26 protein-coding genes are annotated in these 23,531 nt (G+C 67.5%); 17 read left to right on the top strand and 9 right to left on the bottom strand.

Annotation, left to right across the window (positions count from 1 at the left end):
• Positions 1-71: 71 nt before the first annotated feature.
• Positions 72-1,187, bottom strand: coding sequence for a TRAP transporter substrate-binding protein (locus tag SFB74_RS30815; RefSeq protein WP_432728168.1), 1,116 nt, complete (start codon positions 1,185-1,187; stop codon positions 72-74).
• 177 nt (positions 1,188-1,364) lie between these two features.
• Here SFB74_RS30815 and SFB74_RS30810 point away from each other — a divergent pair, with 177 nt between their 5' ends.
• Positions 1,365-1,775 (top strand): rhodanese-like domain-containing protein, encoded by a 411-nt coding sequence (locus tag SFB74_RS30810; RefSeq protein ID WP_432728167.1) that lies wholly within the window; start codon positions 1,365-1,367, stop codon positions 1,773-1,775.
• 24 nt (positions 1,776-1,799) lie between these two features.
• Here SFB74_RS30810 and SFB74_RS30805 read toward each other — a convergent pair whose 3' ends face one another.
• Positions 1,800-2,072 carry a DUF4242 domain-containing protein gene (locus SFB74_RS30805; RefSeq protein WP_432728166.1) on the bottom strand — a complete coding sequence of 91 codons (273 nt, stop codon included), beginning with the start codon at positions 2,070-2,072 and terminating at the stop codon, positions 1,800-1,802.
• A gap of 137 nt (positions 2,073-2,209) precedes the next feature.
• On the opposite strand from SFB74_RS30805, the gene SFB74_RS30800 reads away from it, so the two are divergent.
• Complete coding sequence (locus SFB74_RS30800) at positions 2,210-3,163, top strand: AraC family transcriptional regulator (protein ID WP_432728165.1); 954 nt, start codon at positions 2,210-2,212, stop codon at positions 3,161-3,163.
• 18 nt (positions 3,164-3,181) lie between these two features.
• Here SFB74_RS30800 and lysM read toward each other — a convergent pair whose 3' ends face one another.
• On the bottom strand, positions 3,182-3,643 hold the full coding sequence (gene lysM, locus SFB74_RS30795) for a peptidoglycan-binding protein LysM (RefSeq protein ID WP_184639759.1): 462 nt from the start codon (positions 3,641-3,643) through the stop codon (positions 3,182-3,184).
• Between the two features lie 134 nt (positions 3,644-3,777).
• On the opposite strand from lysM, the gene SFB74_RS30790 reads away from it, so the two are divergent.
• Positions 3,778-4,566: a type III pantothenate kinase gene (locus SFB74_RS30790; protein ID WP_432728164.1), complete on the top strand. Its 789-nt coding sequence runs from the start codon at positions 3,778-3,780 to the stop codon at positions 4,564-4,566.
• Positions 4,567-4,576: 10 nt separating this feature from the next.
• Here the strand turns inward: SFB74_RS30790 and SFB74_RS30785 are convergent, their stop codons facing one another.
• From SFB74_RS30785 to SFB74_RS30775, 3 genes are read right to left on the bottom strand one after another with little or no spacing between them, the layout of a single operon-like run.
• Entirely contained in the window at positions 4,577-5,905 is a 1,329-nt protein-coding gene (locus SFB74_RS30785) for a serine hydrolase domain-containing protein (protein WP_432728163.1), read from the bottom strand.
• Positions 5,906-5,931: 26 nt separating this feature from the next.
• Positions 5,932-6,747, bottom strand: coding sequence for a crotonase/enoyl-CoA hydratase family protein (locus SFB74_RS30780; protein WP_093208455.1), 816 nt, complete (start codon positions 6,745-6,747; stop codon positions 5,932-5,934).
• A 37-nt stretch (positions 6,748-6,784) separates the two neighbouring features.
• Entirely contained in the window at positions 6,785-7,633 is an 849-nt protein-coding gene (locus SFB74_RS30775) for a 3-hydroxybutyryl-CoA dehydrogenase (protein WP_125952385.1), read from the bottom strand.
• 169 nt (positions 7,634-7,802) lie between these two features.
• Here SFB74_RS30775 and purT point away from each other — a divergent pair, with 169 nt between their 5' ends.
• From purT to SFB74_RS30725, 10 genes are all read left to right on the top strand, one after another.
• On the top strand, positions 7,803-9,005 hold the full coding sequence (purT, locus tag SFB74_RS30770) for a formate-dependent phosphoribosylglycinamide formyltransferase (RefSeq protein WP_432728162.1): 1,203 nt from the start codon (positions 7,803-7,805) through the stop codon (positions 9,003-9,005).
• 141 nt (positions 9,006-9,146) lie between these two features.
• Entirely contained in the window at positions 9,147-10,088 is a 942-nt protein-coding gene (locus SFB74_RS30765) for an alpha/beta hydrolase (protein ID WP_432728161.1), read from the top strand.
• Positions 10,089-10,209: 121 nt separating this feature from the next.
• Positions 10,210-11,052 carry a helix-turn-helix domain-containing protein gene (locus SFB74_RS30760; RefSeq protein ID WP_432728160.1) on the top strand — a complete coding sequence of 281 codons (843 nt, stop codon included), beginning with the start codon at positions 10,210-10,212 and terminating at the stop codon, positions 11,050-11,052.
• Between the two features lie 19 nt (positions 11,053-11,071).
• On the top strand, positions 11,072-11,947 hold the full coding sequence (locus SFB74_RS30755) for a branched-chain amino acid ABC transporter permease (protein ID WP_432728159.1): 876 nt from the start codon (positions 11,072-11,074) through the stop codon (positions 11,945-11,947).
• A gap of 7 nt (positions 11,948-11,954) precedes the next feature.
• Positions 11,955-13,031: a branched-chain amino acid ABC transporter permease gene (locus SFB74_RS30750; RefSeq protein ID WP_432728158.1), complete on the top strand. Its 1,077-nt coding sequence runs from the start codon at positions 11,955-11,957 to the stop codon at positions 13,029-13,031.
• Entirely contained in the window at positions 13,028-13,849 is an 822-nt protein-coding gene (locus tag SFB74_RS30745; protein ID WP_432728157.1) for an ABC transporter ATP-binding protein, read from the top strand. The genes SFB74_RS30750 and SFB74_RS30745 overlap by 4 nt, the downstream gene beginning before the upstream one ends.
• A gap of 238 nt (positions 13,850-14,087) precedes the next feature.
• A complete protein-coding gene (locus SFB74_RS30740) occupies positions 14,088-14,861 on the top strand; it encodes an ABC transporter ATP-binding protein (protein ID WP_093307289.1) in 774 nt (257 codons plus the stop codon).
• A 5-nt stretch (positions 14,862-14,866) separates the two neighbouring features.
• The gene (locus tag SFB74_RS30735) at positions 14,867-16,726 is read left to right on the top strand and encodes an AMP-dependent synthetase/ligase (RefSeq protein ID WP_432728156.1); all 1,860 of its coding nucleotides are present in this window, start codon (positions 14,867-14,869) and stop codon (positions 16,724-16,726) included.
• A gap of 34 nt (positions 16,727-16,760) precedes the next feature.
• Entirely contained in the window at positions 16,761-17,924 is a 1,164-nt protein-coding gene (locus tag SFB74_RS30730; RefSeq protein ID WP_432728155.1) for an ABC transporter substrate-binding protein, read from the top strand.
• Between the two features lie 164 nt (positions 17,925-18,088).
• The gene (locus SFB74_RS30725) at positions 18,089-18,550 is read left to right on the top strand and encodes an EVE domain-containing protein (RefSeq protein ID WP_432728154.1); all 462 of its coding nucleotides are present in this window, start codon (positions 18,089-18,091) and stop codon (positions 18,548-18,550) included.
• A 22-nt stretch (positions 18,551-18,572) separates the two neighbouring features.
• Here SFB74_RS30725 and SFB74_RS30720 read toward each other — a convergent pair whose 3' ends face one another.
• Both SFB74_RS30720 and SFB74_RS30715 read right to left on the bottom strand, forming a co-directional pair.
• Complete coding sequence (locus SFB74_RS30720) at positions 18,573-19,226, bottom strand: MarC family protein (protein WP_019657800.1); 654 nt, start codon at positions 19,224-19,226, stop codon at positions 18,573-18,575.
• 3 nt (positions 19,227-19,229) lie between these two features.
• Positions 19,230-19,976, bottom strand: coding sequence for an SDR family oxidoreductase (locus SFB74_RS30715; RefSeq protein WP_432728153.1), 747 nt, complete (start codon positions 19,974-19,976; stop codon positions 19,230-19,232).
• 133 nt (positions 19,977-20,109) lie between these two features.
• On the opposite strand from SFB74_RS30715, the gene SFB74_RS30710 reads away from it, so the two are divergent.
• Together SFB74_RS30710 and SFB74_RS30705 are read left to right on the top strand one after the other, a co-directional pair.
• Positions 20,110-20,715, top strand: coding sequence for a 2-hydroxychromene-2-carboxylate isomerase (locus SFB74_RS30710; RefSeq protein WP_432728152.1), 606 nt, complete (start codon positions 20,110-20,112; stop codon positions 20,713-20,715).
• 48 nt (positions 20,716-20,763) lie between these two features.
• A complete protein-coding gene (locus tag SFB74_RS30705; RefSeq protein ID WP_432728151.1) occupies positions 20,764-21,447 on the top strand; it encodes a dienelactone hydrolase family protein in 684 nt (227 codons plus the stop codon).
• Positions 21,448-21,499: 52 nt separating this feature from the next.
• Here SFB74_RS30705 and SFB74_RS30700 read toward each other — a convergent pair whose 3' ends face one another.
• Positions 21,500-22,414, bottom strand: a complete 915-nt coding sequence (locus SFB74_RS30700; RefSeq protein WP_432728150.1) for a LysR family transcriptional regulator — start codon at positions 22,412-22,414, stop codon at positions 21,500-21,502.
• Between the two features lie 133 nt (positions 22,415-22,547).
• On the opposite strand from SFB74_RS30700, the gene SFB74_RS30695 reads away from it, so the two are divergent.
• Positions 22,548-22,874 (top strand): alpha/beta hydrolase, encoded by a 327-nt coding sequence (locus SFB74_RS30695; RefSeq protein ID WP_432728149.1) that lies wholly within the window; start codon positions 22,548-22,550, stop codon positions 22,872-22,874.
• A gap of 220 nt (positions 22,875-23,094) precedes the next feature.
• Positions 23,095-23,463, top strand: a complete 369-nt coding sequence (locus SFB74_RS30690) for a DUF4148 domain-containing protein (RefSeq protein ID WP_432728147.1) — start codon at positions 23,095-23,097, stop codon at positions 23,461-23,463.
• Positions 23,464-23,531 lie beyond the last annotated feature (68 nt).

The following is a 23,531-nucleotide window of genomic DNA, read 5'->3' as shown; positions in this document are numbered from 1 at the left end:
CGGCAGCTTGAGCGCAGGCGTGAAAAGAGGGCACCGCCCGGGTGCCCTCGCGTCGCATCGATCCCGTCGGATCAGGTCTTCTTCGCCTGCCGTCCGAAGTAGTGGTTGTAGGCCATCTTGAAATCGACCGAGTAGTCGTTCTGCCACTGGCCCGCGCGCTCGGCGAAGGCGCGCTGCGAGTCGAGCACCTTCTTGAACATCGGGTTCTCGGCCGACTTCTTCGCGATGGTCTTGTCCCACGAGGCGAGCTGCGCGCGCAGCACCGCGTCGGGCGTCTTGTAGAACTTGATGCCGGACTTCTTCAGCTCCTCGTAGTCCTTCGAGTTGCGGTCGATGGCCTTCCAGCTCATCTCGGCGCTCGCGGCCTGCGTGGCGTACTCGATGATCGACTTGAGTTCGGGCGGAAGCGCCTTGAGCTTGCTGCCGTTGAACAGCACCTCGAACTGTTCGCCGCTCTGGTGAAAGCTCTGCAGCATGCAGTTCTTGGCCACGTCGGGAAAGCCCAGCACGCGGTCGCTCGATGCGTTGTTGAACTCGGCCGCGTCGATCAGGCCGCGGTCCAGCGCGGGCACGATCTCGCCGCCAGGCAGCGGGTTCACGGCCGCGCCCATGTCGGTGAACACGTCCACCGCCAGGCCCACGGTGCGGAACTTCAGGCCCTTCATGTCCTCGGCCTTGGCCACCGGCTTCTTGAACCAGCCCAGAGGCTGCGTGGGCATCGGGCCGTAGAGATAGGAGGCCACGTCGAGGTTCAAGCCCTTGTAGATCTCCTCCATCAGCGCCTTGCCGCCGCCGTAGGTGTGCCAGGCCAGCACCATGTTGGCGTCCATGCCGTAGCCCGGGCCGGAGCCCCACAGCGCGAGCGCGGAGTTCTTGCCGTACCAGTACGCGACCACGCCGTGGCCGCCGTCGAGCGTGCCCTTGGCCACCGCGTCGAGCAGCTGGAACGCGGGCACCACCGAGCCGGCAGGCAGCACTTCGATCTTCAGGCGGTTGCCCGCCATCTCGTTGACCTTCTTCGCGTAGTCCTGCGCGTACTCGTGGAAGATGTCCTTCGCGGGCCAGGTGCTCTGGAAGCGAAGGGTGGTGGTCTGGGCCATGCTGACCATCGGCACGGACATGGCGCCCGCAGCCACGGCGGCGCCCTTGAGCAGCCCGCGGCGGCGGGGCATCTTGCTGTCTGTCATTTGTCTCTCTCCAAACGGTTCTGACTTGGGAAAACCCAGGCTGTCCGTCTTGGAGTTATGGTTCGACAGGCCCAAGGCGCCATCTTTGGCGCGAGGGAGCACGCAACAAACAGGGTTTTCACGAACCGGTGAAAAATTCCGGGGAATGAAAACCCGCATCGCAAGGACACGAGAGAGATGACAGAACCCGTCGAGAACAAGGGCTACGCCGGCGACGTGACGCCCGAGCAGGCCGCGCAGTGGACCACCAGCGGCGAAGCCGTGCTGGTCGACGTGCGCACCGACGCCGAGCGCGAATGGGTCGGCTACGTGCCGGGCGCCGTGCCGCTGGCCTGGAAGCAGTGGCCCGGCATGGCGATGAACCCGGCCTTCGACGAAGGCGTGCGTGCCGCCGCGGAGGGCGGCAAGAAGGTGGTGCTGCTGTGCCGCAGCGGCGTGCGCTCGATCGCCGCCGCGAAACGCGCGACCGAGCTGGGCGTTGAGGCCTACAACATCCTCGAAGGCTTCGAGGGCAATCCGGACGAGAACGGCCACCGCGGGCTGATCGGCGGCTGGCGCAAGCGCGGGCTGCCCTGGCGGCAGAACTAGAGCGAACCGCTCACCCCGCTCGCCTCACTCGGCCGTGGCCGGGTCGATCACGCTGTACACCCGGTCCACGCGGTTGGCCGGGAAGCCGCCGAGCTCCGCGTGCCGGCGCACCAGCGCTTCGTCGGTGGCCTGGTAGACGCAGTAGACCCGGTCGCCGGTCACGTAGCTGTGGATCCACTGGATGTCGGTGCCCATGCTGCTGAGCACGCCGCAGGACTTCTGCGAGATGGCCTTCAGGTCCGACGGGGTGAACTTGCCGGCGCCGGGGATGTCTCGCTCGATGACGAATTTGGGCATGGTGGTACTCCTGTCTGGCTGTCAGAATCGGTCGAAGGCGACCAGCACCCATGGTGCCGGGGCGGAGGCCTCGCGTCTTGCCCGCCTCGCCTGACTTATTGACCGAAACCCCGCCCTCGCTTGCCCGGGAGGTGACCATGGATGTCTTGTCGGACGTGCTGCGGACCATCCGCCTGGAGGGGGCGCTCTTCCTGAACGGCGACATGTATGCACCCTGGTGTTTCAAGGTACCCAGGGGAGAGGACATCGCCCGGATGCTCAGGCCCGGCGTGCAGCGGCTGGCCATCTGCCACCTGGTGCTGCTGGGCGAATGCTGGGCCCAGGTCGACGGCGCCGAACCGATCCGCGCATGCGCCGGCGAAGTGATCGCGGTGCCGCATGGCGATCCGCATGTGCTGGGCAGCGGACTGCATCACGCGGCAGTCGACATGAGGCATGTGGTGAGCCCACGCGCACCCGAGCTCGAGCGCGTCCGCTACGGCGGCGAGGGCGACCGCACCCTGCTGGTGTGCAGCTGGTTCGCGTACGAAGGCGACGCGCCCAACCCTGTCATGGCGAACATTCCGCGCCTCTTCACCACGGCGTTGCGCAGCAGGCCGGCGGGTCCGTGGATCGAGCAGTCGGTCAACTTCGTGCTGGGCGATGCGGCTTCGCGCTCGCCCGGTTCGGAGATGGTCGCGGCCAAGGTGGCGGAAGTGCTGTTCGCCGAAGTGCTGCGCGGCTATATCGAATCCGCGCCCGCCAGCAGCCCCGGCTGGCTCGCCGGCCTGCGCGACCCCCACGTGAGCCGCTGCCTGGCGCTGATGCACGCGGAGCCCGCGCGCAACTGGACGGTCGATGCATTGGCACACGAGACGCACACTTCGCGCAGCGTGCTGGCGGACCGCTTCGCCGAACTGGTGGGCGTGCCGCCCATGCACTACCTGGCGCGCTGGCGCATGATCCTGGCCGCCGGCATGTTGCGTAGCGACCGGTGCAACCTCGCGCGCATTGCCGAGGGCGTGGGCTACGAATCGGAGGCCGCCTTCAACCGCGCGTTCAAGCGCGAGTACGGCGTGTCGCCGGGGGCCTGGCGGCACAACGGCGCGTAGCCGCGTGCCGCAGAAAGTTCAGAGCGCCGGAATGCGCAGCTTCTGCCCCGGATAGATCTTGTCCGGGTGCGTCAGCATCGGCTTGTTGGCCTCGAAGATCACGTTGTACTTGTTGGCGTCGCCGTAGTACTTCTTCGAGATGGCCGAGAGCGTGTCGCCGCGCACCACGTCGTGGTATTGCGCGGGCGGCGCGGCCGGTGCGACGAGGTTGTTCTCCACGCTGGTCACGTTCGCCACGTTGCCCGCGGCGAGCGACGCCTTCTCGCTGGCCTCCTGCGATGGTGCCTGGCCCGCGAGGGTGACCACCCCGGTGCTGGCGGTGTAGGTCACCTCCAGCCCGGTGAGACCGAGGTTCTGCGTCTCGATGTAGGTCTTGATGGCGGCAGCGGCCGCCTGGTTGGCGTCAGGTGTGGCGGCCTGGGCCGACGATCCGCCGAACAGTTTCTCGCCAGCCTCCTTGATGAAACTCAGCAATCCCATGGCTTTCTCCTTGTGCGGTGGTGAATGGAACTGGCGAATGTAGGGGTGGAACTCCACGCGCGGGCGTAGGCCCATGCCGCGTGTGTCAACGACGTGCCAGCGGAAATAACCACAAAGTCGCAATAATCCCGCGCATGTCATCCCCCTTCCTCGCCATCGACATCGGCAACACCCGCCTCAAGTGGGCGCTCTACGACTCGGCCCGCCCCGGTGCCGCGTTGCAGGCGCAGGGCGCCGAATTCCTCGACCACATCGAACGGCTGGCCGACGGCCCGTGGGCCGAGCTGCCTTCGCCGGGCTCCATGCTGGGCTGCGTGGTGGCAGGCGATGCGGTGCGCCGCCGCGCCGAGGAGCAGATCGTCGAGCGCTTCGACTGCACGCCGCGCTGGGTGATGTCGAGCGCGGGCGAGGCCGGCATCGTCAACGGCTACGACCACCCCACGCGCCTGGGCGCCGACCGCTTCGTGGCGATGATCGGCGCGCGCCACCGCATGCTGGCCGCCGCGAAGCCGGGGCAGCCGCCGCGGCCGATGGTGGTGGTGCTGATCGGCACGGCCGTGACGGTCGAGGCCATCGACGCCGACGGCAAGTTCCTGGGCGGCCTGATCCTGCCGGGCCACGGCATCATGCTGCGCGCGCTCGAGTCGGGCACGGCCGGGCTGCACGTGCCCACCGGCGAGGTGCGCGAATTCCCCACCAACACCAGCGACGCGCTGACCAGCGGCGGCACCTACGCCATCGCCGGCGCGGTGGAGCGCATGGTGCAGCACGTGCGCTCGCACTGCGGCGCCGAGCCGGCCTGCTACATGACCGGCGGCGCGGGCTGGAAGATGGCGCCCGTGATGAACGGGCACTTCGAGCTGGTCGAGAGCCTGATCATGGACGGGCTCCTGGTGATTGCCCGCGAGCGGGCTTCGAACTGAGAAGGCTCCGTCAGGGGCGCATCAGCGCCTCTGCCATCGCCTGGAAGGCCGGCAGCGTGAGCGGATCGTTCGCGCCGTTGGCCGCCACCGGGTGCGCCGCGTAGCGCACGATCACCATCTCGGCCTTCGGGTCCACGTAGATGCTCTGGCCGTGGATGCCGCGCGCCATGTATGCACCGTGCGGGTTATGCGACACCCACCACATGTCGCGGTACGACCAGCCCTTGAGCAGCGGGTAGCCGGCCTTCACGAACTTGGCCGGGTCGCCGCCGCGCTGGATGTCTTCCACCACCGCCTTCGGAATGGCCTGCTGCCCGTTGGAGGCACGCCCGCCATTGCGCATGGTCTCGCCGAAGCGCGCGAGGTCGCGCAGCACGGTGTTCAGGCCGCCGCCGCCCGATTCGGTGCCGATGCGGTCGACCATGAAGTACGCGTCCTGCTCGGCGCCGATGCGGCGCCAGATCTTCTCGCTCAGCAGGTCGGCCAGCGACTGGTTACTGGCGCGGCGCACGATCCAGGCCAGCACCTCTGCATTGACCGTCTTGTAGGCGAAGGCGTCGCCGTGCTCGCCTTCCTTCTTCAGCGTGACGAGGAACTCGTAGAACGACTTCGGGCCGGTGTAGTTCTGGCCCTGGGTGAGCATGCCGCCGGCGCGGGCGTAGTCCCAGATCTCGGCCTTGGGGTCGGCATAGTTCTCGGAGTAGCGCACGCCCACGGTCATGTCCATCACCTGGCGCACGGTGGCGTCGCCGTATGCCGTGTCCTTGAGCTCGGGGAGGTACTTGGTGACAGGCGCCGCCGGGTCGAGCTTGCCTTCGTCCACGAGGATGGCCGCCAGCGTGCCCACGAAGGACTTGGTGACCGACATCGCGATGTGCGGCCGCTCGGGCGTGAGCGCGCCGAAGTACTTCTCGTAGACCACCTTGCCGCGGTGCATCACGAGGATGCCGTCGGTGTAGGTGCCGGAGATCATCTGGGCGAAGTTCAGCGTCTGGTCGCTGCCCAGGGGCTTGAACGTGACGGCCTCGATCTGCACCGGCGAAGTGCCCGAAGGCAGCGGGCTGGCCGCGCCTGCGCCACGCCACACGTTGGCGGTGGGCACCGTCTCGCGCACATGCGAGAAGCTCCAGCGCGTGCGCGGGAAGACGCCGCCCGCGGGGTTGTCGAAGGTGATGAGCTTGTCTGGCGGGGGCGGGAAGCCCTTCATCCAGCCCAGCGCGTCGACCGAGGTGGCTGCGGGGTCCGGCAGCGCGGCGGGTGTGGGCGTCTGTGCGGAGGTGGTGTTCACGGCGAGCAGGGTGAATGCGGCGGCGAGCGCCGTGCGGATGAAAAGAGGCATGTTTGTTGTGTTCTCGGTGAAAGGAATCAACGGCCGCTGAAGCGCGCCGGACGGCGTTCGATGAAGGAGCGCACGCCCTCGGCGGCATCCTCGCTGTTCGACAGGCGCTTCTGCGTCTCGATGAATTCCGACACCGCGGCCAGCGGCCCCTGCTCCACGGCCTTGATCACGTTCAGCCGCGTTGCCACCACCGCCAGCGGAGCCTGCGCGGCGATGCGCTGCGCGATGGCCAGCGCCGCGTCGAGCTCCTGGCCGGCGGGCACCACCTTCTGCACGAAGTTGAGGCGGTAGGCCTCGGCGCTGTCGAACTCGTCGGCCGTGAGCAGGTGCAGCATCGCGTTGCCCACGCCCGCGCGCTCGGCCATGCGCAGCGTGGCGCCGCCCGTGGCCATGATGCCGCGCTGCACTTCCATCTGCGAGAAGCGGCAGTTGTCGGCCGCCACCACGATGTCGGCGCCCAGCATCAGCTCGATGCCGACCGTGAAGCAGATGCCCTTGACTGCCACCACCATCGGCTTGGTGCGGCGGCGGTAGTCGGGCAGGCCGAAGTCGTGCGGCTCCACCAGCCCGGCGGGAATCGCCTTCTCGCCGCGCTTCATGTATTCGGTGACCGCCGGCAGGTCCAGGCCCGCCGTGAAGTGGTCGCCGAAGGCATGCAGCACGCCCACGCGCAGGTTCGGGTCGTCGTCGAGCCGGGTGTAGGCCTCGGCAAGCTGTTTGAACATCGGCGGCGTCCAGCCGTTGCGCTTGGCAGGGCGGTTGATGCCGATCAGCAGCACGTGGTCGAGCACCTGGGTGTCGATGCAGCCTTCTGCCGGTGGGGTGGTGGGGGTCGCAGTCATCGGTCTTGTCTCCGTGTTGTTGTTATGGCTGCGCGGCTCAGTACGTGTAGACGCCGCGGCCCGTCTTGCGGCCGAGTTGGCCGGCGGCGACCATTTCCTTCAGCAGCGGGCAGGGACGGTATTTGGAGTCGCCGAACTGCTCGAGGTAGACCTCCATCACGGCCAGGCACACGTCCAGGCCGATCATGTCGGCCAGCGCCAGCGGGCCGATGGGCTGGTTGCAGCCCAGCTTCATGCCGGCGTCGATGTCTTCCGCCGTGGCGATGCCCTCGGACAGCACGAAGAAGGCCTCGTTGATCATCGGCACCAGGATGCGGTTGACCACGAAGCCCGGGGCGTTCTTCACCGTGATCGGCGACTTGCCCAGGCGCTCGGCCAGTTCCTTCACCGTGTCGTGCGTGGCGTCGCTCGTGAGGTAGCCGCGAATGAGCTCCACCAGCGCCATCATCGGCACCGGGTTGAAGAAGTGCATGCCGATGAAGCGGTCGGCGCGCGAGGTGGCGGCCGCCAGTTGCGTGATCGAGATCGACGAGGTGTTCGACGCGATGATGACCTCGGGCGCCAGCATGTCGTCGACCTGCTTCAGGATCTTCAGCTTGAGCGCGTGGTTCTCGGTGGCGGCCTCGATGACCAGCTGGGCGCTCTTCAGGTCTTCGTAGTTGGTCGAGCCCTTGATGAGCGCCAGCGCGGCGGTCTTCTGCTCGGCCGTGAGCTTTTCCTTCTTGATCAGGCGGTCGAGGCTGCCCGACACCGTGGCCAGGCCCTTGTCGACCGCCGCCTGGGCGATGTCGACCATCACCACATTCACGCCGGACACCGCGCAGGCCTGCGCGATGCCGTTGCCCATCGTTCCGGCGCCGATGATGCCGACAGTCTGGATAGCCATGAGAGAACTCCTTGAAGAAAACAAAGGGGGTGCGCGTGGCCCGCGCCACGGCAAAGACATCGATTGTGAAGCAGCCCTGCGCCCGGCCCGTTGCCGCGTGCGACACCCTGGCCCGCCGGTGGCTTACAGTCCTGCGGTTGCTTTTTCCCGCTCTTTTCGACTTCCGACCATGACCACCCTCGGCACCCCCCTTTCCCCCTCCGCAACCCGCGTGATGCTCCTGGGCTCCGGCGAACTCGGCAAGGAGGTGCTGATCGCCCTGCAGCGCCTCGGCGTCGAGACCATCGCCGTCGACCGCTACGAGAACGCCCCCGGCCAGCAGGTGGCGCACCATGCCCGCACCATCACCATGAGCGACCCGGCGCAGCTGAAGGCGCTGATCGAGGCCGAGAAGCCCGCGCTGGTGGTGCCCGAGATCGAGGCCATCGCCACGCCCATGCTGCAGGAGCTGGAAGAAGCCGGCACCGTGCGCGTGATCCCCACGGCCCGCGCCGCCCGCCTCACGATGGACCGCGAGGGCATCCGCCGCCTGGCCGCCGAGACGCTGGGCGTGCCCACCAGCCCCTACAAGTTCTGCGACTCGCTGGCCGAGCTGCAGGCGGCCATCGACGGGGGCATCGGCTACCCCTGCATCGTGAAGCCCGTGATGAGCAGCTCCGGCAAGGGCCAGAGCAAGATCGACGGCCCCGCCGACGTGCAGAAGGCCTGGGACTACGCCATGGCCGGCGGCCGCGTGAGCCATGGCCGCGTCATCGTCGAAGGCTTCATCGACTTCGACTACGAGATCACCCTGCTGACCGTGCGTGCCAAGGACGCCAGCGGCTCCGTGCAGACCCAGTTCTGCGACCCCATCGGGCACGTGCAGGTGAGCGGCGACTACGTGGAAAGCTGGCAGCCGCACCCCATGGCGCCCGCCGCGCTGGCCAAGGCGCAGCAGATCGCGCAGGCCGTCACGGCCGATCTGGGCGGCCAGGGCCTCTTCGGCGTCGAGCTCTTCGTGAAGGGCGACGAGGTCTGGTTCAGCGAAGTCAGCCCGCGTCCGCACGACACCGGCATGGTCACCATGGCCACCCAGTGGCAGAACGAGTTCGAGCTGCACGCGCGCGCCATCCTCGGCCTGCCGGTGGATACATCGCTCAAGAGCCCGGGCGCCAGCGCGGTGATCTACGGCGGCGTGGACGCCACCGGCATTGCCTTCGACGGTGTGGCCGAGGCGCTGCAGGTGCCCGGCAGCGACATCCGCCTGTTCGGCAAGCCCGAGAGCTTCACCAAGCGCCGCATGGGCGTGGCGCTGGTGCACGCGGCCGACACTGACACGGCCCGCAAGCTCGCCAAGGAAGCCGCCTCGCGCGTGAAACCCCGCAAGGCGTAGCCAGTTTCCGCAAGCCGCGCCGCAAGGGCGCGGGCATGGTGCTGGGGCTTGCCGGGCCCGGTCGGGTGCGGGTGCGTGCGGATACCGCGCGGCCCCGTTGCCTTCCACACTGGAAGCTCGCAACGATCCACCGGAGACACCATGCTGCATCCCCAGGCGCGCGCCCTGCTGGACTTCATCGAGGCGCGCGGCATTCCGCCGACGCACACCCTGTCGCCCGCCGACGCGCGGGCCTTCTACCGCGAGCGCCGCACCGCCACGCAGCCGCTGCCGCCCGAAGTGGCCGAGGTGCGCGACCTCGCCGCCGACGGACCGCACGGCACCATCCCGGTGCGCCTTTACCGTCCGATGGGCTCCGGCGTGGGTCCGCTGCCCGTGCTGGTGTACTACCACGGCGGCGGCTGGGTCATCGGCGACCTCGACACGCACGACGTGCTGTGCCGCGAGCTGGCCAACGGCGCGGGCTGCGCGGTGGTCGCGGTCGACTACCGCATGGGCCCCGAGCACCGCTTTCCCGCCGCCGTCGACGACGTGCTGGCCGCCACCCGCTGGGTGCGCCGCGAGGCCGCCGCGCTGGGGCTCGACGCGAATCGCCTGGCCGTGGGCGGCGACAGCGCCGGCGGCAACCTCGCTGCGGTGGTGTCGATCGCGGCGCGCGACGCCGGCGACCTGCCCATCGTCTACCAGCTGCTGATCTACCCGGCCACCGACATGCGGCGCGGCCACCCATCGCACCAGGCCAACGGGCAGGGCTACCTGCTGACGGCGGACACCATCCGCTACTTCCACGACCACTACATCACCGATGCGAAGCACGACCTCGACTGGCGCGCCTCGCCGCTGCTGCATCCGGATCTTTCGAAGCTGCCTCCGGCACTGGTGCTCACCGCCGGCTACGACCCGCTGCGCGACGAAGGCGCCGCGTATGCGGAGGCGCTCACCGCCGCCGGCAACAGCGCGGTCTACGTGTGCTTCGAGCGGCAGATCCACGGCTTCGTGCCCATGGGCAAGGTGATCGACGAGGCCAATGCGGCGGTCGCGCTGTGCGCCGCCGAGCTGCGCCGGGCCTTCGCCAGGGCCTAGGGAAAGTCCCCGCGCAAATCGCCGCAAATCGATATCGCCGCAGCGGCCCTCGCCGCTACGATCCAGCCAACAAAGGACGCCACCACGCAGTGGCGATCCACCGATGCAGGAGACAAGCACCATGCAGCGAACGAGGACGACGCCGCCGCCCGGGCGCGGCGCCGAGAGGCAAGGAGAGCGCCTGATGTGGCTCACGCCGCATCGCGTGTTCTACGCCGGCCTGCTCGGTGCCGCCGCCGAGCGCACGATGGGTGGACACGGCGTGTGCGTGTCGCCCGCCGGCGCGCCGCCTATCCGCATCCGCATCGGTGGCGGCGCGTGGCAAAGCGGTGAACTCATCGTCGTGCCGCCGCATGTGCCGCACCAGGTCGAGAGCGCGCACCCGTTGATCCTCAGCCTGATCATCGAATCGGAATCGGTCGACCCCGCGCGCATGCCGGCCTTCCTGCAGCACTGCGGCCCGGTCGACGCGCCGGCCTTCGTGCAACGCGTGCGCGATGCCCATGCACATCTGCTCGCGGCTTCGGCACGTGGCACGGACTTCGAGGGCTTCGACTTCGACGCGACGTTCTTCGGCGAGCCGCTCGCGCCGCGCGTGCTCGACCCGCGCATCCGCAAGGTGGCCGATGCCATCAACGCCGATCCGGCCGCGCCGGCGTCGGCGGAGGAATGGGCGGCCTCGGTGCACCTGTCGTTCTCGCGCTTCCTGCACCTGTTCAAGCAGGAGACCGGCATGGCCTTTCGCGCCTTCCGCGCCTGGAAGCGCGCGCGCAGCCTGCTGCGCTACGTGCGCCAGAGCAGCACGCTGACCGACATCGCGCTCGACACCGGCTACCCCGATTCGACGCACTTCAGCCATTCGATCCGCCAGGTCTACGGCCTCAAGCCCAGCGACATCGTGGCCGGCTCGCGCCGCCTCGCGCTGCACGACGCGGCCGGCGGCGGTGGCTTCACCCGGCAATGAGCACGGCGGAACACAGGCCATGCAGATTCTTCAGCTGCTGCTGTCGGGCATCGCGCAAGGCTGCATCTACGGCCTGATCGCGCTGGGCTTCGTGCTCATCTACAAGGCCACCGAGACGGTGAGCTTCGCGCAGGGCGACCTGATGATGCTCGGGGCCTTCGGTGCATTCGCGGGCATGTCGCTGTTCGGCATGCCGTTCTGGCTCGCGGCCGTCCTCGCGGTGGTGGCGATGGCGGCCTTCGGCGTGCTGCTGGAGCTGGTGGTGATACGGCCCATCCTCGGGCAGCCGCAGTTCTCCATCGTGATGCTGACCATCGGCATCGCCTACGTGGCGCGCGGGCTGGTCACCATGGTGCCGGGCATCGGCACCGAGACGCATACGCTGGCCGTGCCCTACAAGGACCAGATCTGGAAGCTGGGCGAGCTGGTGGTGAACCTGGAGCAGTTCGTCATCATCGTGGCCACGGCCATCCTGTGCGGCCTGCTGTTCGCGATGTTCCGCTACAGCAAGCTGGGCATCGCGATGCAGGCCTCGTCGCAGAACCAGCTGGCGGCCTACTACATGGGCATTCCGGTGAAGCGGCTCAACGGGCTGGTGTGGGGCTTGGCGGCAGCGGTGGCGGCCATCGCGGGCATGCTGCTCGCGCCCATCACCTTCGTGCACGCCAACATGGGCTTCATCGGGCTCAAGGCCTTTCCGGCTGCAGTGGTGGGCGGCTTCGGCAGCCTGCCGGGGGCGATCGTCGGCGGGCTGGTGATCGGCATCGTCGAGTCGTTCGCGGGCTTCTACCTGCCCGACGGGTTCAAGGACACGGCGCCGTACATCGTGGTGCTGCTGATGCTGATGATCAAGCCGAACGGTTTGTTCGGCGAAAAGCTGCGCAAGAAGGTGTAAGTCTCGTATGCGCTTCATCTTCAAAACGACCTACGACCAGGACGTCCGCCTCGCCAAGCACGGCGGGCACGTGTTCTGGTACGGCCTGCTGGTGGCCTTCCTGCTGGCGGCGCCGTGGATCATCGACGAGTACTGGCTCGCTCAGCTGACCTTCGTGCTGATCTACGGCATCGTCGGCCTCGGGCTGATGCTGCTGGCCGGCTTCACGGGGCAGTTCTCCATCGGGCATGCAGCTTTCCTCGGCGCGGGGGCGTACACGCAGGGCGTGTTGACGAATCTCGGCGTGCCGTTTCCGATCGCGTTGATTGCGGCGGCTGCGTTGTCGGCGGCCGTCGGCGTGGTGGTCGCGTTGCCGGCATTGCGGGTGAAGGGCATCTACCTCGGCATCGCGACGCTGTCGTTCGGCTTCATCGTCGAGGAAGTGTTCGCGCGCTGGGAGAGCGTGACCGGCGGCAATGCCGGCCTGCACGTGAAGTCGCCGCAGCTCTTCGGCTGGTCGCTGGGCTCGGGCGAGGGCTTCTACTTCCTGTGCCTGGTGGTGGCCGTGCTGGCGACGCTGGGCATCCTGAACCTGCTGCGCTCGCCGACGGGGCGGGCCTTCGTCGCGATCCGCGATTCGGAGATCTCGGCGCAGAGCATGGGCATTCATCTGGCGCGCTACAAGACGATGTCGTTCGCGATCTCGGCCGCGCTGGCGGGCCTGGGCGGAGCGCTGTACGCGCACAAGCTGAGCTTCATCTCGCCCGACCAGTTCAGCATCCTGCAGTCGATCGACCTGCTGCTGATGGTGGTGATCGGCGGGCTGGGTTCGGTGCATGGTGCCTTCCTTGGCGCGATCTTCCTGATCGCGATGCCGCAGCTGATTTCCATCGGCAAGGACTGGCTGCCGGAGGCCATCGGGCAGGCGCCGGGGCTGCAGGGGCTGGTGTACGGCCTGGTGCTGATCGCGTTCGTGCTGTTCGAACCGCTGGGCCTGTACGGCCGCTGGCTGAAGATCCGCACTTGGCTGCAACTCTTCCCGTTCTACCGCAAGGGCCTGTTCAAGCGGCAGAAGTCCTTCACCAAGTCGGACCGGCTGAGATGAGCGGCGGCGACATCCTTCTTTCCGCGCGGGAGCTGAGCGTTCGCTTCGGCGGCGTGCTCGCGGTCAACAAGGTGAGCTTCGACGTGCGTCGCGGCGAGGTGTTCACGCTCATCGGCCCGAACGGCGCTGGCAAGACGACGGTGTTCAACCTGATCAGCCGCATCTACACGCCGACCACCGGCGCGATCGAATGGCACGGCGAGGCGGGCGGGCCGCTTGCGCTGACGCAGCAGGCGCCGCATGCCATCGCGGCCCTGGGCATCGCGCGCACCTTCCAGAACATCGAGCTGTTCGAGCACGCGACCGTGCTGCACAACCTGCTGATCGGCCGCCACACGCACCGGCAGACGGGCTTCTGGAGCGAGGTGTTCTTCACGCCGGCCACGCGGCGCGCCGAGATCGCCGCGCGCGAGAAGGCGGAGCAGGTGATCGACCTGCTGGACCTGCAGCACCATCGCGACTCGATGGTGGCGGGGCTGCCCTACGGCGTTCGCAAGGTGGTGGAGCTGGCACGCGCGCTGTGCACCGAGCCGAAGCTGCTGCTGCTCGATGAGCCTTCGTCCGGCCTCAACGTGGAGGAGACCGCCGACATGGCCTTCTGGATCCAGGACATCCAGCACGAGCTGGGCGTGTCGGTGCTGATGGTCGAGCACGACATGTCGCTCGTCTCCAAGGTGTCGAACCGGGTGCTCGCGATGAACCAGGGCGAGGTGCTGGCGACCGGGTCTCCGGCGGAGGTGCAGGCCGATGCGCGCGTCATCGAGGCGTATCTCGGGACCGTGGACGACGTGAGCAGCCTGAGGAGGGTGGCGGCATGAGCGCCTTCTTCGCTATCTATCTGGGGACGCCCGGCATGCGGCACGGCGCGGTCGCCCCCACTATGCCGGCCGCTTCGCGGCTCCCCTGCGGTGCTCGCGTTTCGCGGGGTCTCGCAGAACTCGCTTCGCTCAAACAGCTGCGAGCCCTGATCCGCGAAACGCTGCGCTCCTCGGCGGCACAGAGGGGGCGCCCGCACCGCACCGCACGCCGGGCTTGGCTGGGTGGTGGAGGGCGGCCATGAGCGACGCAGTCCTCCAGCTCATGAACGTCGAGAGCGCCTATGGCCCCATCAAGGCCATCAGGGGCGTGAGCCTGCGAGTGCGGCAGGGCGAGATCGTGACGGTGCTCGGCTCCAACGGCGCGGGCAAGACGACCATTCTCAAGACCATCTCCGGGATCATCGACCCGCGCAAGGGCAGCATCGAATTCCAGGGCAAGGACATCACCGCGAAGGACCCAGCCTTCATCGTGCAGCAGGGGCTGAGCCACGTGCCCGAGGGCCGCGAGGTGTTCCCGCTGCTGTCGGTGAAGGACAACCTGCTGATGGGCGCCTACACCCGCAAGGACCGCGACGGCGTGGCGCGCGACATCGAGACGGTCTACGGCTACTTCCCGATCCTGCGCGAGCGCGCCGCGCAGGATGCCGGCCTGCTTTCGGGCGGGCAGCAGCAGATGCTGGCGATCTCGCGCGCGATCATGGCGGCACCGCATCTGATCCTGCTGGACGAGCCCAGCCTCGGCCTGAGCCCGAAGCTGACGAAGGAGATCTTCGAGATCGTGGTGCGCATCAACCGCGAGCGCGGCACCACGATCCTGCTGGTGGAGCAGAACGCCAACATGGCGCTCAACGCGGCCGACCACGGCTACGTGCTGGAGAACGGCCGCATCGTGATGGAAGACTCCTGCGAACGCCTGAGGGAGAAGGAAGACATCAAGGAGTTCTACCTCGGCATGAAGGACGACGGCGTGCGCGGCGAGCGGCGCTGGAAAAAGAAGAAGACCTGGAGGTAGCAGCCATGCAGCAAGGACTCTGGGACCTGAACACCTTCGCGCCGAAGCTCGACATCGTCGTGCCCGGCGAGACCATCCCCGCGATGTTCTGGAACGCCGTGAAGCAGCGCGGCGACAACATCTGGATGCGGCAGAAGGAGCTGGGCATCTGGCGCAGCTGGAGCTGGCACCAGACGGCCGACGCGGTGCGCGAGATCGCGGCGGGGCTGCAGGCCATCGGCTTCGCGCCGGGCGAGTGCGCATCGATCCTGTCGAACACCGTCATCGAATGGGTGCTCGCCGACCTCGCGGTGCTCAGCTGCGGCGGCGTTTCCAACGGCATCTATCCGACCGATGCGGCCTCGCAGGTGCACTACCTGTGCGAGGACTCGCGCACCACCGTGCTCTTCGTGGAGGACGACGAGCAGCTCGACAAGGCGCTCGAGGTGCGCGCCGGCCTGCCGGGGCTGCGCCGCGTGATCGTGTTCGACATGGAAGGCCTGCGCGAACTCGACGACGCGGGCGTGATGAGCCTCGACGCGCTGCGCGCCCTCGGCCGCGAGCGCCTGTCGGCCGACCCGCAAACGGTGGAGCGCACGGTCGCGGCCTGCCGTCCGGAAGACCTGGCGATCCTGGTCTACACCTCGGGCACCACCGGCAAGCCCAAGGGCGCGATGCACAGCCACGCCGGGCTCGTGTACACCGCGCGCGGCTACAACACCCTCGTGGCGCAGGACGACAAGGACGAGCGCATGTGCTTCCTGCCGCTGTGCCACATCGCTGAGCGTATGGGCGGCGAGTACTTCGCGATGTACACCGGCTCCATCCTCAACTTCGTCGAGAACCCGGAGACGGTGCCCGAGAACGTGCGCGAGATTGCGCCCACCGTTTTCACGGCGGTGCCGCGCGTGTGGGAGAAGTTCTATTCGGGCGTGATGATCGCGCTGAAGGAGGCCGGTCCGCTTCAGCAGGCCGCCTACAAGTGGAGCATCGGCGTGGGCGGGCAGATCGCCGACCGCGTGCTGGCGGGCCAGCCCGTGGGCGCCGCGCTGAAGCTCAAGTTCAGGCTGGCGCGCGTGCTCGCGCTGGACAACGCGCGCAAGCTCATCGGCATCCATCGCTCGCGTTTCCTGGTGACGGGCGCCGCGCCCATCTCGCCCGAACTGGTGAAGTGGTACCTGGCGCTGGGCGTGCCGATGCTGGAGGTGTGGGGCATGACGGAGTCGTGCGGGGCTTCCACCGCGGTGCCGGCCGCGCGCATCAAGCCGGGCTCGATCGGGCCGGCCACCAGCTACAACGAGGTGCGCGTCGACCCCGCCACCGGCGAGATCCTGGTGCGCGGCCCCAATGTCTTCATGGGTTACCTCAACCTGCCGGAGAAGACGGCCGAGACCATCGACGCCGACGGCTGGTTGCATACCGGCGACGTGGGGGTGATGGACGAGGACGGGTATTTCCGCATCACCGACCGCATGAAAGACATCATCATCACGGCGGGTGGGAAGAACGTGACGCCGAGCGAGCTGGAGAACGAACTCAAGTTCAGCCTCTACATCACCGATGCCGTGGTCATCGGCGACAGGAAGCCCTACCTCACGGTGATCGTCATGATCGACCAGGAGAACGTCGAGAAGTTTGCGCAGGACAACGACGTGCCGTTCAGCAACTACGAGAGCCTGACGCGCGCCAAGGAAGTGCAGGACCTGATCCAGGGCGAGATCGATCGCGTCAACGCCAAGTTCGCCCGCGTGGAGCAGATCAAGAAATTCTTTCTGCTGGAGACGCAGCTCAGCGCCGAGGACGAGGAGCTCACACCGACGATGAAGCTCAAGCGCAAGCTGGTCCAGGCCAAGTACGCGGCGCGCATCGAGGCCATGTACAGCTGATCCGTTTTTTTCGTCAACCCGAGGAGACAACCGCATGAAGCTCAAGACACTGACGACGCTGGCCGTGCTGGGACTGATCGCGACGCTCGCGTCCGCGCAGCAGCAGGGCGTGACCAAGGACGAGATCCGCATCGGCACCATCCAGGATCTGTCGGGCCCGCTCGCGGGCTTCGGCAAGCAGGCGCGCAACGGCATGCAGCTGCGCGTGGACGAACTCAACGAGCAGGGCAACGTCAACGGACGCAAGCTCAAGCTGTTCGTGGAGGACTCGGGCTACGACCCGAAGAAGGCCGTGCTGGCGGCGCAGAAGCTGGTGAACCAGGAAAAGATCTTCATCATGGCCGGCCATATCGGCACGGCGCAGAACATGGCGGCGATGCCGGTGCAGTTCGACAAGAACGTCATCAACTACATGCCCATCACCGCGGCGCGCGAAATGTACGAGCCGCTGAACCGGCTGAAGTATTCGTTCGCGGCCACCTACTACGACCAGATCAGGCTGGCGCTGCCGAAGATGATCAAGGACAAGGGCGCCAAGAAGGTCTGCACCATCTACCAGGACGACGAGTTCGGCCTGGAGGTGCAGCGCGGCGCCGAGGCGGGCCTGAAGGCCGCGGGCATGGAGCTGGCCGAGAAGACCTCGTTCAAGCGCGGCGCCACCGACTTCAGCTCGCAGGTCGCGAAGATGAAGGCCGCCAACTGCGACCTCGTGGTGCTCGGCACCATCATCCGCGAGACCATCGGCACCGTGGGCGAGGCGCGCAAGACCGGCTTCAACCCGACCTTCCTGGGCTCGAGCGCGGCCTACACCGACCTGATCCACAAGCTCGGCGGCAAGGCGATGGACGGCGTCTACGCCACCATGACGGTGCAGAACCCCTACACCGACGAACAGTCGCAGCCGCTGCGCTTCTGGGCCAACAAGTACAAGACCAAGTTCAACGAGGACCCGACGGTGTTCTCGGTGTACGGCTACGTGATCATCGACTCGTTCATCAAGGCCGCGACCAAGGCCGGCCCGAACCTCACGACCGACAGCTTCATCAAGGCCATGGACAGCATGACCTTCGAGCCCGACATGTTCGGCAGCCCGAAGAGCACGTACACGGCCACCAAGCGCCTGGGCAATGACCAGTCGCGTCTTTCCCAGATCAAAGACGGCAAGTGGGTCGTGGTTTCGGACTATGTGACACCGTGATCCGGCACTCCCCCATGCTTCGCGCACTTCGTGTCGCTACGCACACCCCCTCGCCGGGGGCAACACCAGCGGCCCGGCAAAGCCGGTTCCGCGGTGTTCCTCGATGAAGGCGCGCAGGCTGGCGCGGGTTTATATTTGCGGCCAACTCTGGTAACGAGCCCGCAATGCCACAGTACTGGTTGATGAAATCCGAGCCCGACGAGGTCTCGATCGACGATGCGCTCGCCGCGCCCGACGCCACCGTGGCGTGGACCGGCGTGCGCAACTATCAGGCACGCAACTTCATGCGCGACGGCATGAAGGTCGGCGACGGCGTGCTGTTCTATCACTCGAGCTGCCCGGAGCCGGGCATCGCCGGCATCGCGCGGGTGGCCTCGGGCATCAAGCCCGATCCGACGCAGTTCGACGCGAAGTCGCCCTATTACGACGCGGCTTCGAAGAAGGACGATCCGCGCTGGCTGCTGGTCGACGTGCAGGCGCTGCGCAAGACGCGCCTGCTGGCGCTGCCCGAGCTGCGCGCGAAGCCGGAGCTGGCCGATCTGGTCGTGCTGCGCAAGGGCAACCGGCTGTCGATCACGCCGGTGGAGCCCGCGCACTGGAAGGTCATCGAGAAGATGCTGGCCTGAGCCACCCGGCCGAGTTCAGCACTCAGCCGAGCTTGTTCAGTATGGGGAACAGCTTGCCGAGCCCGTCGGCCATCACCTCGACAGCGAGCGCGGCAAGGATCAGCCCCATCAGCCGCGTCATGATGTTGATGCCGGTCTTGCCCAGCACGCGCGCGATCGGCTGCGCGAGCGAGAAGGCCAGGGCGGTGGCCAGCGCCACCACCACGCCGTAGCCCACCAAAATCGCGAGTTCCCACAGGTGCTGCGCCTTGTCGGCGTAGATCACCACCGTGGAGATGGTGGCCGGCCCGGTGAGCAGCGGAATGGTGAGCGGCACCACCGCGATCGACGCGCCCATCGACGCCTTCACCTCGGTGGCGCGAAGCTCCTCCACGTTGGTCTTGCTCTCGGCCGGCTTCGCGTTGAGCATCGACAGCGAGCTCATGAGCAGCAGCAGCCCGCCGCCGACCTGGAAGCTCGCGATGGAAATGCCGAAGAAGGACAGCAGCTGCAGCCCCAGCAGCGCGCTGACGGCGATGACCACGAAGGCGCTGAAGGCCGACATGCGCACCGTGTGGCGGCGCTGCGCGTCGCTGTAGCCCTGCGTGTAGTGGATGAAGAAAGGCACGATGGCCAGCGGGTTGACGATGGCCACCAGCGTCACCAGCGGCTTGATCAGGTCCATCGATGTGCTCATGGATCAGCGGCCTCCGGTGACGTCGAGCAGGGCCATGGTGGTGTAGCTGGCCTCGGGCGACAGCAGCCACATGATGGCGCCGGCGATTTCCTCGGCGCTGCCGGTGCGCTTCATGGGCACGGTGGGCGCGAGCTCGAAGGCGCGGTCGGGCAGGCCGCCGGAGGCGTGGATCTCGGTGTCGATCAGGCCGGGGCGCACCGCGTTGACGCGGATGCCTTCCTCGGCCACTTCCTTGGCCAGGCCGATGGTGAAGGTGTCGATCGCGCCCTTGCTGGCGGCGTAGTCGACGTATTGCCCCGGCGAACCCAGCCGCGCGGCGCCGCTGGAGATGTTGACGATGGCGCCGCCCGAGCCGCCGTAGCGCGTGCTCATGCGCCGCACGGCCTCGCGCGCACAGACGAAGCTGCCGATCACGTTGATGCGGAACATTCGCTCCAGCCGTGCCACGCTCATCTCGTCGACGCGCGCCGTCAGGTCGACCACGCCGGCGTTGTTGACCAGCGCGGTGAGCCGGCCGAAGCGGGCGTCGACCTTCTGGAACATGGCGATGACCTGCGCCTCGTCCCCCACATCGGCCTGCACGGACATGGCGTTGCCGCCGTTGTCGCGGATGGTGCGCACCACCTCGTCGGCGGCCAGCGAATTGGTGGCGTAGTTGACGGCCACGGCGTAGCCGCGGCTGGCCGCGAGCAGGGCGGTGGCGGCACCGATGCCGCGGCCTCCGCCCGTGATCAATAGCACCTGGTCCAAAACCTACCTCCTGCAGAGAAACTGCGTGTCAGTTAAAACGACTGGCTTGGATTACATCATCGGGGCGGCGCGCGAGCACCGCGCGCACGCCCCAGGCAAGCTCGCACCGTGGTGCGGAGCACGGAGGTTACTGATGCACACCGGCAAGACCATCGACTACTACTTTGCACCCCAGAGTCCGTGGACCTACTTGGGGCATTCCCGCTTTGCGGCGATTGCCGCGGCCGCGGGCGCCACGGTGCGGGTGCGGCCCATCGACATGGGCAGCGTGTTCCCGGTGTCGGGCGGGCTGCCGCTGGGCAAGCGGGCGCCGCAGCGCCAGGCCTACCGGCTGGTCGACCTGGCGCGCTATTCGAGCCACCTGGGCCTGCCGCTGAACGTCAAGCCGAAGTTCTTTCCGGTGGCCAGCGACGACGCGGCGCGCGTCATCATCGCGGTCGACATGCACGACGGCACAGAGGCCGCCATGCGCATGTGCGCTGCGGTGTTCCAGGCCGTGTGGGTGCAGGAGCGCAACATCGGCGACCCGAAGGTGCTCGACTCGCTGGTCGTCGAATGCGGGCTCTCACCCAAGCGCGGCGAGCAGTCGCAGAGCCAGGCGGTTCAGGAGCGCTACGAGGCCTACACGCAGGAGGCCATCGGCATCCAGGTCTTCGGCGCGCCGAGCTACGTGATCGATGGCGAAATTTTCTGGGGGCAGGACCGGCTCGACTTCGTCGAGCGGGCGCTGCGCCCGTAACCCCGGCATTCCTTCCTTTCTTCGGATGCCATCAAGGAGCAAGACAACATGGGTCAATTCATCGATCTCAAGGCCAAGGACGGCTTCACCTTCCCCGCGTACGTGGCCGAGCCGTCGGGCAAGCCGCGCGGCGCGGCGGTCGTGGTGCAGGAAATCTTCGGCGTGAACTCGCACATCCGCTCGGTGGCCGACGGCTACGCGGCCGAGGGCTACCTGGCGGTGGCGCCTTCCACCTTCCAGCGCGTCAAGCCGGGCGTGGAACTGGGCTACTCGGAAGACGACATGAAGAACGGCTTCGGCCTGAAGACCGCGGTCGAGGCGCTGCCGGCGCCGGGCGTGCTGCAGGACATCGAGGCTGCGATCGCCTACGCATCGAAGGCCGGCAAGGTCGGCATCGTCGGCTACTGCTGGGGCGGCCTCCTGACGTGGCGCGCGGCCGCGCTGCTGCCGGGCCTGGCGGCTGCGGCGCCTTATTACGGCGGCGGCATGACCTCGCCGGAGGAAACGGCGCGCCAGCCCAAGGTGCCGGTGCTCGCGCACTTCGGCAACCAGGACCACTGGATTCCGCTGGACAGCATCGAGGCCTTCAAGAAGGCGCATCCGGAGGTGGAAGTGCACGTCTACCCGGTGGGCCACGGCTTCAACTGCGACCAGCGCGGTTCGTACGATGCCGACGCGGCCAAGCTGGCGCGCGAGCGTACGCTGGCGTTCTTCGCGAAGCACGTCGGCTGACGCTTCCCGGCGAACAAGGGAAAAAGAAAAAGCCCGGCATGCCGGGCTTTTTTCATGGCGCCGGTTTCCGCTTGAGGCCTGGCCCGTCGCCCACGCGGGTCTGCAGGAAGTCGAGCAGCGCACGCAGCGCGGCGCTGTTGTGGCGGCGCTGGAGGTACGCGGCCGAGAGCCACATGTCCTTGCGCGTGTAGTCCTGCAGCACCGGCACCAACTCGCCGTGCTCGATGTGCGACTGAACGAGGATCGACGGCAGGTAGATCACGCCGAAGCCGCGCATCGCGACGCGGATCAACGGGGCGCCCTCGGTGCAGTCCATCCGGCTCTTGACGTGCACGTCCAGCGGCTGGCCGCCGTCGTCGAAGCGCCAGACCGGCTGCGCGCCGAGCAGGGAGTGGGTGAGGGCCTCGTGATTGGCCAGGTCGCGCGGGTGCTCGGGCTTGCCGTGCTTCTTCCAGTAGATGGGAGAGGCGCAGACCACCATCTGCATGAGCCGGAGCTTGCGCACGATGAGGTTGGCGTCTTCCACCGGGCCGCTGCGGATGTCGACGTCGATGCCTTCCTCGGCGAGGTCGACGGTGCGGTTGGTCAGCTGCAGGCTGATGCTCACGTCGGGGTAATAGCGCATGAAGTCGGCCAGCAGGTTCGGGAACTCGCCGTTGCCCATGCCGTGCGGGGCCGAGATGCGCAGCCGGCCGCCGGGCTGGCTGGCGCGGTCCTGCAGTTCGGACTGGGTGAGCTCGACCATTTCGAGCACCGGGGTGCTGCGCTCCAGCAGCAACTGGCCGGCGTCGGTGAGGCTCACGGAACGCGTGGAGCGGTTCAGAAGGCGCACCCCGAAGCGGGTTTCCAGCTCGGCCACATACTTGCTGACGGTGGCCTTCGACATATCCAGCCTCTTGGCTGCCTGGGAGAAGCTGCCGTGCGAGGCGACCTCCCGGAAGGTTCTGATCAGATCGAGACTGTCCATGTGGATGGGTCCATTGTTTCCGTTTTGGGAACGCGATGGTTCGATTCTCCCGGGTTTTTCCTAACTGGTTTGGGCGACACTTGCGTTACGCGCCGACGTCGCCAGCCCGGCTGGGCCGTTGGAAGGAACTGGAATGAACACCCCGAACATCATCGCTGCCGCCGCCCTGTCGTTGCTTGCCGCCTCCGGCGCGCTGGCGCAGGGTTTCGAGCCGGTGCAGCCGCTGAAGGCCGTCACCAGCCGCGGCGAGGTGGCTGCCGAGGCGCGCGCCGCGGCGCGCGACGGGAATCCTTATGGCGACGTGGTGGCCGCTCCCCTGACCTCGCGGCCGAGTTCGCTCGACCGGGCCTCGGTCCGCGCCCAGGCCGTGGCTGCCGCCCATGCGCCGAACCAGAACCTGGACCGCCGCGCCTTCGTCAACAGCGAAGTGCCGCCGCAGTTCCAGGGCCCCGGGCGCTAGGCCGGAAGTTTTCCCCTCGAACAAGGCCGGGCCGGTGCGAACCGGGCTCGGCTTTTTGCTTTGCATGCCTTCATGTCGCCATTGTTTCAATAGAGGAAACACGGTGTCTCTGAACAGGGTGTTCTGGCAACGCCGTTCCCCCGGAAACTCGCCGCACAGGCTCGCGAACCAGCAGGCCTGGTGGACGAACCATCCAACGAACACCCTAGGAGAACTGAATATGAAGACCTCGCAAATCCTCGCAGCCGCCGCCCTGACCCTGCTCGCCGCCACCGGCGCCCAGGCTGAAACCTACCAAGGCGTGAACACCGCCGTCTCGACCAAGAGCCGCGAAGAAGTGAACGCCGAAGCCGTGCGCACCGCATCGGCTCCGAACCAGAACGTTACCCGCGGTTCGCGCGGCCCGGAAACGGTCGCCGTGTCGAAGGACCGTTCGATCGTCGAAGCCGAAGCCGTTCGCACCGCCTACGCTCCCGACCAGAACGTGACCTCGGGTTCGCGCGTGAACAGCAAGGTCATCTCGACCATGCCGCACCCGATGGACGCTCGCGTTCAGGCCCAGCAAGGTTCGGGCGCCGTCGCCAAGTAATAGAAGAAGCGGCCCCATCGGGGTCGTCGAAATCGAAAAGGGCCACGCGAAAGCGTGGCCCTTTTTCC

The organism is Variovorax xiamenensis (assembly GCF_050916385.1).
Taxonomy (GTDB): Bacteria; Pseudomonadota; Gammaproteobacteria; order Burkholderiales; family Burkholderiaceae_C; genus Variovorax.
The sequence above is the reverse complement of the archived record's forward strand: the minus strand, read 5'-3'. Positions and strand labels throughout refer to the sequence as shown.

What these genes read in the sequence shown, in the direction of transcription:
- SFB74_RS30785 (WP_432728163.1), bottom strand. Translation starts at nt 5,905, where the DNA reads ATGCCTCTTTTCATCCGCACGGCGCTCGCCGCCGCATTCACCCTGCTC.
- SFB74_RS30690 (WP_432728147.1), top strand. Translation starts at nt 23,095, where the DNA reads ATGAAGACCTCGCAAATCCTCGCAGCCGCCGCCCTGACCCTGCTCGCC.
- SFB74_RS30750 (WP_432728158.1), top strand. Translation starts at nt 11,955, where the DNA reads ATGCGCTTCATCTTCAAAACGACCTACGACCAGGACGTCCGCCTCGCC.
- SFB74_RS30720 (WP_019657800.1), bottom strand. Translation starts at nt 19,226, where the DNA reads ATGAGCACATCGATGGACCTGATCAAGCCGCTGGTGACGCTGGTGGCC.
- SFB74_RS30705 (WP_432728151.1), top strand. Translation starts at nt 20,764, where the DNA reads ATGGGTCAATTCATCGATCTCAAGGCCAAGGACGGCTTCACCTTCCCC.
- SFB74_RS30815 (WP_432728168.1), bottom strand. Translation starts at nt 1,187, where the DNA reads ATGACAGACAGCAAGATGCCCCGCCGCCGCGGGCTGCTCAAGGGCGCC.
- SFB74_RS30810 (WP_432728167.1), top strand. Translation starts at nt 1,365, where the DNA reads ATGACAGAACCCGTCGAGAACAAGGGCTACGCCGGCGACGTGACGCCC.
- SFB74_RS30760 (WP_432728160.1), top strand. Translation starts at nt 10,210, where the DNA reads ATGCAGCGAACGAGGACGACGCCGCCGCCCGGGCGCGGCGCCGAGAGG.
- SFB74_RS30745 (WP_432728157.1), top strand. Translation starts at nt 13,028, where the DNA reads ATGAGCGGCGGCGACATCCTTCTTTCCGCGCGGGAGCTGAGCGTTCGC.
- purT (WP_432728162.1), top strand. Translation starts at nt 7,803, where the DNA reads ATGACCACCCTCGGCACCCCCCTTTCCCCCTCCGCAACCCGCGTGATG.
- SFB74_RS30780 (WP_093208455.1), bottom strand. Translation starts at nt 6,747, where the DNA reads ATGACTGCGACCCCCACCACCCCACCGGCAGAAGGCTGCATCGACACC.
- SFB74_RS30700 (WP_432728150.1), bottom strand. Translation starts at nt 22,414, where the DNA reads ATGGACAGTCTCGATCTGATCAGAACCTTCCGGGAGGTCGCCTCGCAC.
- SFB74_RS30765 (WP_432728161.1), top strand. Translation starts at nt 9,147, where the DNA reads ATGCTGCATCCCCAGGCGCGCGCCCTGCTGGACTTCATCGAGGCGCGC.
- SFB74_RS30805 (WP_432728166.1), bottom strand. Translation starts at nt 2,072, where the DNA reads ATGCCCAAATTCGTCATCGAGCGAGACATCCCCGGCGCCGGCAAGTTC.
- SFB74_RS30735 (WP_432728156.1), top strand. Translation starts at nt 14,867, where the DNA reads ATGCAGCAAGGACTCTGGGACCTGAACACCTTCGCGCCGAAGCTCGAC.
- SFB74_RS30800 (WP_432728165.1), top strand. Translation starts at nt 2,210, where the DNA reads ATGGATGTCTTGTCGGACGTGCTGCGGACCATCCGCCTGGAGGGGGCG.
- SFB74_RS30790 (WP_432728164.1), top strand. Translation starts at nt 3,778, where the DNA reads ATGTCATCCCCCTTCCTCGCCATCGACATCGGCAACACCCGCCTCAAG.
- lysM (WP_184639759.1), bottom strand. Translation starts at nt 3,643, where the DNA reads ATGGGATTGCTGAGTTTCATCAAGGAGGCTGGCGAGAAACTGTTCGGC.
- SFB74_RS30740 (WP_093307289.1), top strand. Translation starts at nt 14,088, where the DNA reads ATGAGCGACGCAGTCCTCCAGCTCATGAACGTCGAGAGCGCCTATGGC.
- SFB74_RS30695 (WP_432728149.1), top strand. Translation starts at nt 22,548, where the DNA reads ATGAACACCCCGAACATCATCGCTGCCGCCGCCCTGTCGTTGCTTGCC.
- SFB74_RS30730 (WP_432728155.1), top strand. Translation starts at nt 16,761, where the DNA reads ATGAAGCTCAAGACACTGACGACGCTGGCCGTGCTGGGACTGATCGCG.
- SFB74_RS30725 (WP_432728154.1), top strand. Translation starts at nt 18,089, where the DNA reads ATGCCACAGTACTGGTTGATGAAATCCGAGCCCGACGAGGTCTCGATC.
- SFB74_RS30775 (WP_125952385.1), bottom strand. Translation starts at nt 7,633, where the DNA reads ATGGCTATCCAGACTGTCGGCATCATCGGCGCCGGAACGATGGGCAAC.
- SFB74_RS30710 (WP_432728152.1), top strand. Translation starts at nt 20,110, where the DNA reads ATGCACACCGGCAAGACCATCGACTACTACTTTGCACCCCAGAGTCCG.
- SFB74_RS30755 (WP_432728159.1), top strand. Translation starts at nt 11,072, where the DNA reads ATGCAGATTCTTCAGCTGCTGCTGTCGGGCATCGCGCAAGGCTGCATC.